17 protein-coding genes are annotated in these 14,371 nt (G+C 66.4%); 7 read left to right on the top strand and 10 right to left on the bottom strand.

Annotated features, from left to right (window positions below):
• Window positions 1-919, bottom strand: a 919-nt coding sequence (locus CWS39_RS27150; protein WP_488801392.1) for a neutral zinc metallopeptidase, incomplete at its 3' end; no start/stop codon positions are given.
• 149 nt (window positions 920-1,068) lie between these two features.
• Window positions 1,069-1,866 (bottom strand): Rv0361 family membrane protein, encoded by a 798-nt coding sequence (locus tag CWS39_RS27145; protein ID WP_102145958.1) that lies wholly within the window; start codon window positions 1,864-1,866, stop codon window positions 1,069-1,071.
• Between the two features lie 204 nt (window positions 1,867-2,070).
• Here CWS39_RS27145 and CWS39_RS27140 point away from each other — a divergent pair, with 204 nt between their 5' ends.
• From CWS39_RS27140 to CWS39_RS27120, 6 genes are all read left to right on the top strand, one after another.
• Window positions 2,071-2,451: a hypothetical protein gene (locus CWS39_RS27140; RefSeq protein WP_142386955.1), complete on the top strand. Its 381-nt coding sequence runs from the start codon at window positions 2,071-2,073 to the stop codon at window positions 2,449-2,451.
• 3 nt (window positions 2,452-2,454) lie between these two features.
• Window positions 2,455-3,102 (top strand): SRPBCC family protein, encoded by a 648-nt coding sequence (locus CWS39_RS27135; protein ID WP_102145956.1) that lies wholly within the window; start codon window positions 2,455-2,457, stop codon window positions 3,100-3,102.
• 29 nt (window positions 3,103-3,131) lie between these two features.
• Window positions 3,132-3,329 carry a hypothetical protein gene (locus CWS39_RS29345; RefSeq protein WP_199178323.1) on the top strand — a complete coding sequence of 66 codons (198 nt, stop codon included), beginning with the start codon at window positions 3,132-3,134 and terminating at the stop codon, window positions 3,327-3,329.
• A 23-nt stretch (window positions 3,330-3,352) separates the two neighbouring features.
• Complete coding sequence (locus CWS39_RS29340; protein WP_199178322.1) at window positions 3,353-3,568, top strand: hypothetical protein; 216 nt, start codon at window positions 3,353-3,355, stop codon at window positions 3,566-3,568.
• Window positions 3,569-3,779: 211 nt separating this feature from the next.
• Window positions 3,780-6,422 (top strand): helix-turn-helix transcriptional regulator, encoded by a 2,643-nt coding sequence (locus CWS39_RS27125; RefSeq protein ID WP_102145955.1) that lies wholly within the window; start codon window positions 3,780-3,782, stop codon window positions 6,420-6,422.
• A 476-nt stretch (window positions 6,423-6,898) separates the two neighbouring features.
• Window positions 6,899-7,216, top strand: a complete 318-nt coding sequence (locus CWS39_RS27120; protein ID WP_102145954.1) for a hypothetical protein — start codon at window positions 6,899-6,901, stop codon at window positions 7,214-7,216.
• A 13-nt stretch (window positions 7,217-7,229) separates the two neighbouring features.
• On the opposite strand, the gene CWS39_RS27115 is transcribed toward CWS39_RS27120, so the two are convergent.
• From CWS39_RS27115 to CWS39_RS27080, 8 genes are all read right to left on the bottom strand, one after another.
• Entirely contained in the window at window positions 7,230-8,063 is an 834-nt protein-coding gene (locus CWS39_RS27115; RefSeq protein WP_102145953.1) for a DegV family protein, read from the bottom strand.
• A gap of 2 nt (window positions 8,064-8,065) precedes the next feature.
• The gene (octT, locus tag CWS39_RS27110) at window positions 8,066-8,737 is read right to left on the bottom strand and encodes a diglucosylglycerate octanoyltransferase (RefSeq protein WP_102145952.1); all 672 of its coding nucleotides are present in this window, start codon (window positions 8,735-8,737) and stop codon (window positions 8,066-8,068) included.
• Window positions 8,727-9,395: a glucosyl-3-phosphoglycerate phosphatase gene (gene gpgP / locus CWS39_RS27105; protein WP_102145951.1), complete on the bottom strand. Its 669-nt coding sequence runs from the start codon at window positions 9,393-9,395 to the stop codon at window positions 8,727-8,729. The genes octT and gpgP overlap by 11 nt, the downstream gene beginning before the upstream one ends.
• A complete protein-coding gene (gene rsfS, locus CWS39_RS27100; RefSeq protein ID WP_102145950.1) occupies window positions 9,392-9,760 on the bottom strand; it encodes a ribosome silencing factor in 369 nt (122 codons plus the stop codon). Before rsfS ends, gpgP begins: the two co-directional genes overlap by 4 nt.
• Window positions 9,757-10,392 (bottom strand): nicotinate-nucleotide adenylyltransferase, encoded by a 636-nt coding sequence (gene nadD, locus CWS39_RS27095; RefSeq protein ID WP_102145949.1) that lies wholly within the window; start codon window positions 10,390-10,392, stop codon window positions 9,757-9,759. Before nadD ends, rsfS begins: the two co-directional genes overlap by 4 nt.
• A gap of 32 nt (window positions 10,393-10,424) precedes the next feature.
• A complete protein-coding gene (locus CWS39_RS27090) occupies window positions 10,425-11,879 on the bottom strand; it encodes a vWA domain-containing protein (RefSeq protein WP_102145948.1) in 1,455 nt (484 codons plus the stop codon).
• The gene (locus tag CWS39_RS27085; RefSeq protein WP_102145947.1) at window positions 11,879-12,754 is read right to left on the bottom strand and encodes an AAA family ATPase; all 876 of its coding nucleotides are present in this window, start codon (window positions 12,752-12,754) and stop codon (window positions 11,879-11,881) included. The genes CWS39_RS27090 and CWS39_RS27085 overlap by 1 nt, the downstream gene beginning before the upstream one ends.
• 14 nt (window positions 12,755-12,768) lie before the next feature.
• Window positions 12,769-14,028 carry a glutamate-5-semialdehyde dehydrogenase gene (locus tag CWS39_RS27080; RefSeq protein WP_102145946.1) on the bottom strand — a complete coding sequence of 420 codons (1,260 nt, stop codon included), beginning with the start codon at window positions 14,026-14,028 and terminating at the stop codon, window positions 12,769-12,771.
• A gap of 86 nt (window positions 14,029-14,114) precedes the next feature.
• Between CWS39_RS27080 and CWS39_RS27075 the strand changes: the two genes are divergently transcribed.
• Window positions 14,115-14,371: PfkB family carbohydrate kinase (locus CWS39_RS27075; protein ID WP_233213723.1), on the top strand; the 257-nt coding region annotated here is incomplete at its 3' end.

Genomic DNA, 14,371 nt, shown 5'->3' with positions numbered 1-14,371 from the left:
ACCGCCACCTCAAATTCCACGAAGACCGGGACAACCTCTCGCGCGCGTCGGTGCAGTTTTGGTCGGCTCCGGTGTAGTAGACCTTTGGTGACTGAGGCAGCTCGAAGAAGGTATTGAGGGACGTGACGACCGCTCGCACCGAATCCTCGGTGATGGGTATCTCGCCGACGTCATCGAGGGTTGTGAAGATCTGGGGCAGATCGCCGCGGCGTTGCTCGATCTCGTCCATGCTGATCTTCGGGCAGGCACTGGCACCGTCGGTAAAACCCATCTGGAATGCGGCCACCCGTTCGAATCCCGATCCGTGTTCGGCTGCTCCGAGTTCGATGTTCGCAAGTTCGACAGGGTCGCGGACCGCCAGAATGGTGGCCAGCACAACCGAAAGCCCGTCGGATGTATTCAGCGTGAAGTGCTCAGCCTCGCCTTCGGCCACATGACGCATGAAGGCACCGGCAAAGCAGTCGGCCTGCTGCTCCTGCACGATTGTCGGCGTCGAGTCGTTGACCAACAACGACTTCCGTTGAATGGCATGGCCATATTCGTGGGCGAGGATGGCAACGGGAGCCATCGCCGACAACCGGTCGATCAACGTTGGCAGCAGCGCGCCGCGGTCCCACGCAATCAATTCTTCTGTAGCGCAACCAAGATCCTGCGCGTTGTGACTATAGAAGGCGTTCATGAATCCCTCGACGGGCATACTGCACAGTTCCGCGCCGGGCGTGGTCGAGTCGAACGACGCATGGCCCGCGACCGGCACGAACTCCTCCCTGAATACGGTGGGATACTCAGTGCGCCAATATTCTTCGATGTCAGCGATTGCGTTGATCGCCAACACGTCGGCCTCGGCGTCGGTGCCGCCTTGAACCTCAATCTTCGCGACGGGAACTCCTTCACGTGGCCCGCTCGGACCGTCGGTCACGGCAAGCCCGGCCACCGTCGACGGCGCCTCCGACCTCACCGTCGTGTCGGCAGGCCGCGAGCATCCCAGCGCAAGGATCACAATCGCGGCAACCGACAGCGCGCGGCCAGCGGCGCGCCGGGCGGCAGCAATGAGAACGGTCATTGCACTCATGCCTTCGGGATCGGCGGGCCGATGAGGTCGAGCATGCATACGTGCCAGGTGCCGTCCTCGCGCAGCAGGGCCGCGCCACCTGGTGCGGAGGTGTTGCTTGTTCCCACCATGAATTTGGCCTTGGCCGCATCGTCATTGACGGTGATCTCTTCGACGGAGGTGACCGCAGTGCCTTGGAAGGCCGCCTCGAGAGCGTCGACGGTCGCGGCGAACACCTTGAGGCATTCGTTCGACGTCAGAAACGCCGCCGCAGACCGATCTCCGCTGCCGACGGCATTGACGTAATCCACAAGCGTTTCCTGGACGGCTGCCGTGTCGGTAGCCTGCGCAAACTTGCGCTTGGTGGCTGCGTCGTCATCGGGGAAGCCGCAGACCTTCCACTTGCCGTCCACCAGGACAACCTTGGCTGTCTTGCGTTGCTCGCCGATATTGGGAGCAAAACCACCGAGGGCGTGGCCGGTAAAGCTGACCTCGGCCGTATCCCCAGCGACCTTCACCTCGTCGAACCAGTCGACGATGAAACGTCCGTCCTGTTCGACGGCCGCCCGCGCCTCTTTAGCGAACTCGCTATCAGTGGTCCCCTCCGGGAACCGATCCACGACCTCCTCTTCACACACGGCCGACTTGTAGAGACCGAAGTCGCCCTCCTGGGCGCGATAGAAGTCGTCGATGGCGGTTCGGATCTCACGTTCGGGGCTCGGCAGGTCGTCGGCGCCTTTACCGTCACCGCCACAGGCGCTGACCGCGGGCACCAGCACCGCAGCGAGAACGGCGCATCGGTGGATCGCCCGCATGAGTCCTCCTCCGGTAATTGGAACGGCTCGCAATCGATCAACGTACGCAGCCGACCACCCCCTGTCGTGAGTAGTTGGTACTCGTTTTGCCGAGATTCGAGTAGCCGCTACTCGTGTGCCGCCCGCACAGCGGGAGCAAATATGTACAGCACTATGGGAGCGACTGGAACTTTGCGGACCGCGGTGTACATCTCACTGGCGGTCATGCTGCTCGCGTTCTTTGCGTGGGCGCCGCCAATGTGGACCTATACCTTGATGGCCGTCCTGCTCGTGCTTTTTGCGTTGTGGGAGCCGAATCGGGCCGGCAGGCTGCGCGATGGATGGATGCCCACCGGATCGATGAGCCGCAAGGAGGTTCTGGCAAGATTTCGGCAAAGTTACACCAGTACGGGCTGGGCCTGTGTGGCCGTCGGCGTCGGGAATCTTGTTTTCGGGATCGCCAAGTTCCTCGACGGCGAAACTGGCGTTGCGCGCAGCCTATTCATCGGGGTGTTCTTCGCCGCGCTGGGTGTTGTCGCGTTCGAGTGCCGCCGCATCCTGGACTCGCCGCCGTCGTCCCCGGCGACTTCCGCCGGAAGCGAATGAACCATGTCGGTCGAGATCAACCAGCTCGGACCCGAAGTCTGGGAACAGAGACTCATCACGTCAGCGCCGCCGGCAGTCGTGTTTGAGCATGTTGCCGACTTCGAGCGCCATCTGCAGTGGGAACGTGAATTGTTATCAGTTCGACCGCCGGGCCGGCGACTTGCCACCGTCGGAGCGCAGTACGTCAAAACGTATGGAACCCGACCGGCGAGTCGTCTTGGCCGCGTGTTCTCCCGCGGCTTTCGCGTCACATGCGTGCTGAAGGTGGTTGAGCCTCCGCAACGAATCGTATGGAAGCAATACCGGGCGCACGACGTCTCCGGGCCATCTACCTTTCAGGACGTGGAGTTTGTGGTTACCCCGAGCGGAGTCGGCAGCCTGGTCGTGGTCATCCGGCGACTGCGTGGCATGGAAGGATCCAGCGTCGATCTCGTGGCTCGGTTCTTCTCGTCGCAATGGGGCCAATCGCTGCAACACCTTCCGGCTCGGCCGGGTATGTTTTTGGCGCCTGACGAGTACATCCGACGCGCACTTGATGGCTACGCATCGCGCGGGCCCGGGCCGAGCAGTCTCGAGCGGCTAGGCGCGGTACTCGATGGCCGCCTTGATTCCAGATCGGGGCGCAACGCGGCGAAACGCCTTGGCGGGTAGGGGTATGACGAGTCATCGCAGGATGTGTAGTGCCGACCTTCTTCATCCGGCAGCTGGTCACGCTGATGGTGAACCAGTACGAAGTGCTCGCCGCCAATCCGGACGGGACCGAGGGGCAGACGCCGGCGTTCGCTGAGCAGTCGCCGATGGCGCTGAAGGCGAAGGTGACGTTCGTCGGCGACGAACACGCAAGCCACCGCTGTTCGCGTTCAAGGCCCGCAACGTAATCGACCTGAATGCGGGGTACGACGTGACCGACCCAAATGGCGCGCCGATCGTGTCGTTCAAGAAGGATTTCGGCAAGAGTCTTATACGGTCCAGCTGGCATCTCACCACGGGCGCCATCGATGCATACGGTACTGAGCACAGACTCACGGTCGCGGTGCTGCGCCGCGTATGGCAGCTCATCCCAAGCCTCGGAGATATTCCGATCCCCTTCGTATTCCACTTCGACTTTCATCGATGAGGAGAGCGGGCAGCCGGTGCTCATGGTCGAGCGAAGGAAGTCGATCCAGGACCACTACGCCCTCACCGTGCCCAGGCACCGGCTCGACTTTCGCGTCGCGGCAGCGATGGCTGTGGCATTGGACGCTCTGCAAGGCCGCTAGTCGTCGAAGGCCGCCCGGCCGAGGTTGTTTGCCCTGCACCTGCCGTGGTCCAGCCCTTACGATTTGGCCATGCGCTTGACCTGGCCGCTGACCGGTCGTTCGCAACAGATGCGGTTGATCGGCGCGGTGTTGGCAGATCCCGATCTCGCAGGGATCGTCATTTGCGGAGCGGCCGGCGTCGGCAAGAGCCGCGTCGCTCGCGAAGCACTCAAGGCCGCCGCCTCGCGTGGGCTTCAAACCAGGTGGGCGGTTGGCACCGCGCAGTCACAAAATCTGCCCGCGGGGGCGTTCGCGGAGTGGATTGGGCCAGACACCACCGACACCCTCCAGCTGGTCCGCAGCGTCATCGACTCGCTCACCTCGACAGCCCGAGCGCACGGGGTGGTGGTTGGAGTCGACGACGTGCACCTTCTGGATGACTTGTCGACGTTCGTGGTGCACCAGATCATCGCACGTCGCGCCGCAAAGGTGGTGATGACGGTTCGTGACGGTGAACCCATACCCGCAGCGATACAAGAGATCTGGAACAGCGAGAAGTTCGCCCAACTGACCTTGCAACCCCTCTCCCGCGAGGACACCACGGCGTTACTGGCGGCGACGCTCGGCGGACACGTACACCTCGACGCCGTGAGCCGCCTGTGGAGCCTCACCCGTGGCAACGTGCTGTACCTGTGCAACATCGTCGAGCAAGAGCTCGCCGACGGACGGCTGGCGAAGCTGCGCGGCGAATGGCAGTGGACCGGCGATCCCGTCGTCCCGCCCAGCCTGGTCGAGATGATCGAGGCACGGGTGGCAGTGCTCCCAAGCTCAGTGCGCGACGTGATCGACGCCGTCGCGGTCGGTGAGCCAATGGAACTCGCAGCACTCACCCGCATCACCGATCCAGCCGGGATCGAGGACGCCGACCGACGTGGCCTCATCACCCTCGACACCGTCGACGATCGGATCTACGTGCGCTTGGCCCATCCGCTCTACGGCGAAGTGCGCAGGAAACACGCAACTGAAGCGAGGCTGCGGCACCTGCGCGGACTGGCCGCCATCGAACTCGCCAAGTCCGGCGGTGCGGACGATATGCAAACGCTCGTGCGGCGCGCGGCGTTGAGCATCGAATCCGACCTCGAGCCCGATCAGGATCTGCTGGTCCGGGCGGCCCGAGGCGCCGTGTGGCTTGCCGATCTACGTTTGGCCGCCCGACTGGCAAAGGCTGCGATCGCCGCCGGCGCTGGGGCAGAGGCCAATCTCGTACAGGCACTTGCATTGTCGTGGCTCAGTCGTGGCGAAGAGGCGGACACCGTGTTCGCCGATGTCCCCACCACCGACCTCACCGATGCCGGCCGCGGACAGGTGGCCTTCCTGCGTGCCCACAACAAATTGTGGCTGCTGGCCGATCCCGCCGCGGCGAAAGAGTTTGTCGACGACGCCTCGCAGACCATGGCGTCTGGGGTGGCCCGCCGCTGTGTCGACGCGTTTCGCACCGAGTACTGGACTGCGATGGGCAAACCACAAGCGGCAAGGGAATCATCCAAAGACCTTGTTCTCGAACAGCTTCCCGAGTTCGTGGGCGGGATAACAGCCTGGGCGGTCGCCGTCGCGTCCGGCGACGCGGGTCGCACCGACAAAGCCGTGGCAGCCGCACGCGCCGGATACGAGTTGGTTGAGCGTTCATTCGATGCCGGATACATGCGCTTCGTCATCGCCGACGGTCACGTCGGCGCCCTTCTGCAGGCCGGCCGAGTGCATGAAGCCGCCGAGGTCGCGGATCGGCTGCATCACCTGTCTGCCGAACTGCCCGGCGCCGCCCAAGTGCTGCGGAACGGTGTGGCGGGTCGAGCCGCCCTCGGCGCCGGCCGTCTCGACGCCGCGTGCTCATTGCTCGAACCTGTCGGCAGGTTGATGTTCGCCTCCAACAATGCGAGTGGCTACGGGTATCGATACGAGATTGCCCATTCGACGGCGCTGGCGATGCGGGGCTCGACGGACGACGCCCTAAATGCTCTGGGCACCGCCGAGGAGCATCGTCATCCGAGTTGGCGCGTCGTGGACTACGAGTTGCAGCTGGCCCGGGCGTGGGTTGCCGCCGCGCAACGCGCCGTCGAACGGGCCGTCGCCACCGTCCTGAGCGCGGCCGAAACAGCCAGGGGAAATGGGCAATTCGCGGCCGAGGTGCTCTGTCTACAGACTGCCACCCAATTCGGTGACCGCTCGTGCGCCCCACGCCTGCGAGAACTCGCCGCGATCGTCGAAGGCCCGCGCGCGGGGATCGCGACGCGGTTTGCCGCGGCTCTGCATGACGGTGACGGCGCCGAACTTGCCGCGGTGTCCCAGGAGTTCGAGCGCATGGGTGACATCGTTGCCGCAGCCGATGCCGCGGCACATGCGGCGTCGGCATTCCACCACGCCGGCGTCCGCGCGTCGATGTATCTGTGTGCGACGCGTGCGGAATCCTTGGCGACGCAGTGCGGCGGCGCGACGACGTCTGCGCTGGACGCGATGCCGAAGCCGGAGCAGTTGACGACTCGGGAAAGCGAAATCGTCGCGTTGATCGCCGAGGGCCTGACCAACCGGGCCGTGGCCGCACGGCTGAGCGTTTCGGTTCGCACGGTCGAGGGCCATATCTACCGCGCGATGGCGAAGACCGGTGCAGCCAACCGCGACGAGCTGGTGAAGATGCAGGCTCCAGGTGCTACCGGCAGAAGCAACGAAAACGAGTAGCAACTACTCGTGCCTCGAGGTGACCGACTTGCCAAAGTTGCGCACATGAGCGGCAAGAGCAGCTTACGCAAGGAGGATCTCGACATGGCCGCACGCGCCTTCATGGCCGTACCAGTCGCAATGCTGGCACTTGGGGGTCTGGCACTTGCCGGAGCCGGCTCGGCGGACGCCCAAGTCGCGCCCGCGCCCGCGGACATACCGTGCTCTAACGACGTCACAGACCCGAATTTCTGTGGGTGGGGCAACCCGGGAGGCGGCGGAAGGAGCCCGTTCGGTAAAGGTCCCGGTCAGGTCGACCTTCTCCCAGGCGTTCCCGAGAACGGTTCGGTAGACCTGACCCCGGGCGCTGGAACAGACCTCACACCGCAAGGCGGTCCACTGATCGACCCCGGCCCAGCAGCGCCGCCTCCTCCGCCTCCCCCACCTCCTCCAGGCCCGAGCGGCACCATGTGCATCTTCGACATCTGCTTCCCGGTGTGACCGCCATGGATATGTTCATCGCCGTTGCAGGTGTCGTACTGGGCGTGTTGTGGATCGCAAGTGGGGCCTGGAAGGTCCGTCACCGCAAGACTGTCCGCGAGGATGCTCTCCTCTCCAAACCGTTTGGTTTGGTCGAGATGATATTGGGCGCAGCCCTTCTGGTGCTCGCGGTGCTGGCGTTCGTACGGGCCGACTACGGTACGTTCCGGGAGATTTTCAGGTGGGCCTTCACCGCATACCTCGCGCTGTGGGGTGTCGGCTGGTTCTTGCGCAGACGGAACTCACCGAGCGCGTCAGCGGCAGATACCAATTGATCCGCCGGTGTGACTAGTCGGAAAGCGAAACGGCCACACCAACCGCGCCGGCACCCACGTGCACGGCGAGCACCGCACCCATATCCGATACCGTCGGTGGGTCGACGTGCGGTAGCCGTTCGGTGAGAAGTTTCGCCACTTCGTCGGCGGCGTCACGGTTTTCGACGTGGTGCACGGCGAGCGTTGCATGCCCCTCGCCGACCACCTCGACAACCCGATCGATCATCGCCGCATGGGCTTTGGTGGCGGTGCGGATTCGCTGGTCGAGCACCAGCCGGCCGTCGACGTCGAGGCACAGCAGCGGTTTCAGCGACAGGGCGGTGCCCAGCCACGACGCGCCCCGGCCGACCCGTCCGCTGCGGCGCAGATTGCCCAGACGGTGGACGACGATGAATGCGTGCCCCCGCGGTACCGCCGAACGGGCTGCCGCCTCAACGGCGTTCACATCGGCGCCCTGCGCGGCGGCCTGCGCGGCGGCCAGCGTGACGAATCCGACGCCCATGGCCGCCGACCTGGAGTTGATAACCCGCACCGCCGGGCCGAACTCGCGTGCCGCCTGCACCGCGGAGCTGTAGGTGCTCGACAGCGCCGCTGAGAGGTGCACGGCGACCACGCCGTCACCGCCGCTGGCGCGCAGCGCATCTCGATAGGCGTCGGCCAGTTCGGTGGGGGTCGCGCCGGAGGTGGTGGCATGGCGGTCGTGGACGTCGACGGGCATATCGTCGACGCCATCGCGATAATCCACACCGTCGAGCAGAACGTGCAGCGGGATCTGACGAATCCCCCACCGCGCCAGGTCGTCGGGATGCAGCCGCGACGACGAGTCAGTGACGACGATGACAGCCATGACTAGCCGCGCGAATCTTCTGGGTACACACCGGCTTCGGCGAGACCCTTGATCATCAGGTCGGCGACCGCCTGATGGGCTTCGAAATTCCAGTGGATGCCGTCGGGATTCCCGCGCCCGTTCATCACATGGTCGGCGACCGCGGACTTGAGATCGACCAGCGGAATGTCATGCTGCTGCGCCCATTCGGTGATGGCCTTCACCGTGCCAAGGCGGCCGTGGTGGGCCTTCCCGTAGGTTTCGGCGATGTGCACCGACGGCAGCGACGCCACGATCGGGATGCCCGGTCGATTGAAATCAATTGCCCCGCGCGTCATCTCCAGATATTCCGCACTCAGATGCGGCGGCAGCGCAGACCTGGCGACCGGCGATAAGCGCGGCTGCACCCACCCGTAGCCGTCGCGCACCCAGCGCCGCAACCATGGCGGCCGCACATAGCGGATGAGTTCGCGCAACGCGGTCGGCAGCGGCGAGGGCAGCGAATCCATACCGCCGGTCGCGAAGATCACCGCGCCGGCCCGCGGCAGCGCTGCCCACGCCCGCGGGTCCTGGGTCGCCGNGTGTCTGGCAACGACATTGGGCCAGATGCGGGGATCGTCGGAGGGCAGGCCGCCGGTCGGGCCGTAGTAGGCCAGCGAGTCGGCGAAGACCAGCAGCACCTTCTTAGAGGACATCGTTGGCCACCTGTGCCGAGGCGTTCCACACGTCCAGGCGCCACCGGATGTCGTCGAGACCGGCGTCGTTATCGCTGTGCCCGGACAGCTGCACCCAGCTGGCATTTCCCATGCCGCCCAACGCCGGCCAGTTGTCGACCGGCAGCTTCAACAACGCCGCCGTGAGCGCCGCGATCAGCCCGCCGTGTGCGACCAGCACCACCGGCCGGTCGGGTTCGTCGAGGCCCCATTCGGTCTGCTCGGCAACGAGTTCTGCCATCAGCGGCATGCTGCGCGCCGCGACGTCGACCCGGCTCTCACCGCCGTGCGGCGCCCAGCGCGCGTCCTCACGCCACGCCAGCCGCGCCCCCGGTGCGGCCGCGTCCACCTCGAGGTGGGTCATGCCCTGCCAGTCGCCGAGATGCGTTTCACGCAAACGGGTATCGACCAGCACCGGCAACCCGGACCGCTCGCCCAGCACCACCGCGGTATCCAGCGCCCGGCGCAGATCCGACGACACGATGACCAACGGCTGCCGTTTCGCGAGTACCTCTGCGGCGGCCGCGGCCTGGTCGCGGCCCAGATCGCTGAGCTCGGTGTCGAGTTGGCCCTGCATGCGGCTGCCGGCGTTGTACTCGGTCTGGCCGTGCCGCAGCATGACGAGCTTGCGGATCCTCATGTCTGGCCGTCCAGTTCGACGGGGACGGTCGGGCAATCCCGCCACAGCCGGTCCAGCGCGTAGAAGTTGCGTTCGTCCTGATGCTGGATGTGCACGACGATGTCGACGAAATCCAGCAGCACCCAGCGGCCTTCCCGGGTGCCTTCGCGGCGGGCCGGTTTGTAACCCGCCAACCGCATCTTCTCCTCCACCTCGTCGACGATGGCGCTGACCTGGCGCTCATTGGACGCCGAGGCGATGACGAAGCAGTCGGTGATGACCAGTTGCTGCGACACGTCGATGACCACCACATCGTCGGCGAGCTTGGCCGAGGCGGCCCGTGCGGCCACGGTCGCCATCTGCAGGGCTTCGTCGGAGGCCGTCATCGCTGCTCCTGCGTCATCGCGGGTGCCCGGTACAGCCCGCGCTTGGCCACGTACTGCACGACGCCGTCGGGCACCAGATACCAGATCGGCCGGTTCTCCTCGGCGCGCTTGCGGCAGTCTGTCGACGAGATCGCCAGCGCCGGCACCTCGACCAGCGTCAGCGCGTCGTCGGGCAGTTCCTTGAGGGCATCCGAGATGTGGCTGCCGTCCAGGTCGTAGCCGGGCCTGCTGACGCCGACGAATTTGGCGATCGAGAACATTTCCTCCCAGTTCTGCCAGGACAGGATCGACGCCAGCGCGTCCGCACCGGTGATGAAGTACAGCTCGGCGTCGGGGTTGAGCGCCCGGAGATCGCGCAGGGTGTCCTTGGTGTAGGTGGGCCCGCCGCGGTCGATGTCGACGCGGCTGACGGAGAACCGCGGGTTGGATGCGGTGGCGATGACCGTCATCAAGTAGCGGTCCTCGGCGGGTGTGACGTGGCGGTGGTGCTTCTGCCACGGCTGCCCGGTGGGCACGAACACCACCTCGTCGAGCGCGAACAGGTCGGCGACCTCGCTGGCGGCGACCAGGTGGCCGTTATGGATGGGGTCGAATGTCCCACCCATCACGCCGAGCCTGCGCCGAGAAGTCACGAATAGCCAGCTTACGGGAGGGGCGGGTGCGCTCAGACGGGCAGCAGCTGGTCGATCACCGTGGCCAGCTGCTTGGCCGACCGGCATTCGTGCATGGTGATGACCTCTTGGTAGCGCGGCACCGCGGAGTCGCCGCTGCCCCACAGATGCCTGGGCTCCGGGTTGAGCCAGTGCGCGTGCCGGCTGGCGTTCACCATGTGGGCCAGCAGTTCGGTTTCGGGGTTGCGGTAGTTGTTGCGCCCGTCGCCGAGCACCAGCAGCGAGCTGCGCGGCGACAGCACATTCGGCCACTTCTCCAGGAATGACACGAATGCATTGCCGTAGTCGGAGTGCCCGTCGCGGGTGTACACGCCGGCCTCGCGGGTGATGCGCTGCACGGCGACGGCCAAATCGGCGTCGGGTCCGAATAGTTCGGTGACCTCGTCGGTGGTGTCGATGAAGGCGAACACCCGAACCCGGGAGAACTGCTGACGCAGCGCGTGCACCAACAGCAGGGTGAAATGGCTGAAGCCGGCCACCGAACCGGACACATCGCACAGCACCACCAGTTCGGGCCGGGCCGGATGCGGCTTCTTCAGCACCACGTCGATCGGCACGCCCCCGGTGGACATGGACTTGCGCAGCGTCTTGCGCAGATCGATCTCGCCGGCCCGCGACCGGCGTCGGCGCGCGGCCAGCCGGGTGGCCAGGGTGCGCGCCAGCGGCGCCACCACCCGTCGCATCTGGCACAGCTGCTCACCGGATGCCCGCAGGAACTCGACGTTCTCGGCGAGCTGCGGCACGCCGTACATCTGCACGTGGTCACGGCCCAGCTGCTCGGCGGTGCGGCGCTTGGTCTCACCTTCCACCATCTTGCGCAGCTGTGAGATCCGTTGCGCCGCAATCGCCTTGGCGATCTGCTCCTGGGTCGGTGTGGGCTCGTCGCCATACGGCGCCAGCAGCCCGGCCAGCAGCCGGCCCTCCAGGTCGTCGAGGTTCATCGCCTTGAGCGCCTGATACGACGAATACGACGGGCCGCGGCTGGAGTTGTAGCGGCCGTAGGCCTCCACGATCTGGGCGATCATCGCGGCCAGCCGCTCGTCCAGATTGGCCAGATCCTCGTTGTCGCTCAACAGGTCCAGCAGCGCGGCCCGCATCGCCTCGACGTCTTCGGGCGGCAGGCCGTGTTCGTCGCGCTCGGCGTCGTCGTCGAGGCCGTCGTCGGGCAGCACCGTGCGCGCCCCCAGCGCTGCCGGGAACCACAGGTCGAACATCGCGTCGTAGGTGTCGCGGTGGTCGGGGCGGCGCAGCACCGCGCACGCGATGCCCTCACGTAGCACCTCGCGGTCGCCCAGTCCGAGCACCGACATCACCCGGCCGGCGTCGACCGTTTCCGACGGACCGACCGAAATACCTTGTGCGCGCAGCGCTTCGACGAACTCCACCAGGTGGCCCGGCAGCCCGTGCGGGGCCAGCGGCTGGGGCGGTCGAACGCGGCGGGCGGCCATCAGTTGAGCCTCAGCTCCCCGCTGGCGCGCACTTGATCGGACTGGTGTTTGAGCACCACGCCCAGCGTGGCGGCGATCGTCGCGTCGTCGATGGTGTCCAGACCCAGCGCCAGGATGGTGCGCCCCCAGTCGATGGTCTCGGCCACCGACGGCAGCTTCTTGAGCTGCATACCGCGCAGCACGCCGATGATGCGGACCAGCTCGTCGGCCAGATGCGCGGGCAGTTCGGGGACCCGCGACAGCAGGATGCGTCGTTCCAGATCCGGATCGGGAAAGTCGATGTGCAGGAACAGGCAGCGCCGCTTGAGCGCTTCGGACAGCTCCCGGGTGGCGTTGGAGGTGAGTACGACGAACGGGGCGCGCTCGGCGACGATCGTGCCCAATTCCGGCACGGTGACGGCGAAGTCGGACAGCACCTCGAGCAGCAGACCCTCGATCTCGATGTCGGCCTTGTCGGTCTCGTCGACCAGCAGCACGGTGGGCTCGGTGCGCCGGATCGCCGTCAGCAGCGGCCGGGTCAGCAGGAACTCTTCGCTGAACACGTCGGTCTTGGTCTGGTCCCAGTCGCCGGATCCGGCCTGAATGCGCAGGATCTGCTTGGCGTGGTTCCACTCGTACAGCGCGCGGGCCTCGTCGACGCCCTCGTAGCACTGCAGCCGCACCAGCCCGGAACCGGTGGCCTGGGCCACCGCGCGGGCCAGCTCGGTCTTACCGACACCGGCAGGCCCCTCCACCAACAACGGTTTGCCCAGCCGGTCGGCGAGGAAAACCGCGGTGGCCGTTGCGGTGTCGGGCAGATATCCGGTTTCGGCGAGGCGCCGTGCGACATCGTCGATGTCGGCGAACAGCGGCGCCGGGCGTGCGGGGACGCTCAATGTATTAGCTCCTGTTAGGCCGGGCGGGTGTGGCCGTCTCCCCACACAATCCACTTGGTTGACGTCAATTCGGGCAGGCCCATCGGGCCGCGGGCGTGCAGCTTCTGGGTGGAGATGCCGATCTCGGCGCCGAACCCGAACTGCTCGCCGTCGGTGAACGCGGTGGACGCATTCACCATCACCGCTGCCGCATCCACCTGCTCGGTGAACCGTTGCGCGGCGGCAAGATTCGTCGTCACGATGGCCTCGGTGTGCCCGGTGCCGTACTCGTTGACGTGCGCGATCGCGGCGTCGACGCCGTCGACCACCGCCAGCGCGATGTCCATCGACAGGAACTCGGCGCGTAGCTCGTCGGGCGTCGGATCGGTATGCACCGTGACGCCCGCGTCCTGCAGCGCTTTCGTCAGCCGCGGCACCGCGACGTCGGCGATCGCCTTGTCGATCAACAGCGATTCGGCGGCGTTGCAGACGCTCGGCCGACGGGTCTTGGAATTCAACAGAATCCGCTCGGCGACGTCCAGATCGGCCGATTCGTGAACGTACACATGGCAATTGCCGACACCCGTCTCGATCGTCGGCACTTGCGCGTCGCGCACCACCGCGTCGATCAGGCCCGCCCCACCGCGCGGGATGACGACGTCGACCAGCCCGCGCGCCTGGATCAGGTGGGTGACGCTGGCGCGGTCGTGGCTGGGCAACAGTTGTACGGCGTCGGGCTCCAGCCCCTCGCCGAGCAACGCGGTGCGCAGGGCGCCCACCAACGCCTCGTTGGAGCGCGCGGCCGACGAACTCCCGCGCAGCAGAACAGCATTGCCGGATTTGAGCGTCAACCCGAACGCGTCGACGGTGACGTTGGGCCGGCCCTCGTAGACGATGCCGACCACGCCGAGCGGCACCCGCTGCTGGCGCAGTTGCAGGCCGTTGGGCAGCGTGCGACCGCGCAACACCTCACCGATCGGATCGGGCAGGCCGGCCACCTGGCGCAGCCCGTGCGCGATGCCGTCGATGCGTGCCGGGTTCAGCGCGAGCCGGTCCAGCATGGCGTCCGGAGTGCCGGCATCGCGTGCGGCGGCGATGTCGTCGGCGTTGGCGGCCAGGATCTCGTGGGTGCGGGCGAGCACGGCGTCGGAGGCCGCATGCAGCGCCCGGTTCTTGGTTTCGGTGCTCAGGGTGCCCAGCGTGCGGGCCGCCACGCGAGCTCGCCGCGCGGCGTCGTGCACCTGCTGACGCAGCTCGGGCGCCTGGGTTGCTTCCCGGGTCGCTTGCACAGTCATTAGCCCAGCGTATCGGAGGCGTTCCTGGCGTTTCGACGCGTGTCAGGTCTCGCTGCGAAAGCCTCCGCTGGTTTAGCGTTGAGTGCATGGCGGCGCGGGTCTGCGTGGTGGGGAGTGTCAACGTTGACCTCACGTTTGAGGTCGATGCGCTGCCGCGGCCCGGGCAGACCATTCTCGCGTCGTCGCTGTCCTCGGCCCCGGGCGGCAAAGGCGGTAATCAGGCGGTGGCGGCGGCCCGCGCCGGCGCGGAGGTGCAGCTGGTGGCGGCGTTGGGCGACGACTCCGCCGCCGAGCGACTTTGCGCGCTGAAGCATCCCGGGTTTGGTGCACACCTCGTTTTGTG

It is taken from the genome of Mycobacterium hubeiense (assembly GCF_002838065.1).
In the GTDB taxonomy this organism is placed as follows: domain Bacteria; phylum Actinomycetota; class Actinomycetes; order Mycobacteriales; family Mycobacteriaceae; genus Mycobacterium; species Mycobacterium hubeiense.
This window is presented reverse-complemented; position numbering and strand designations above follow the sequence as displayed.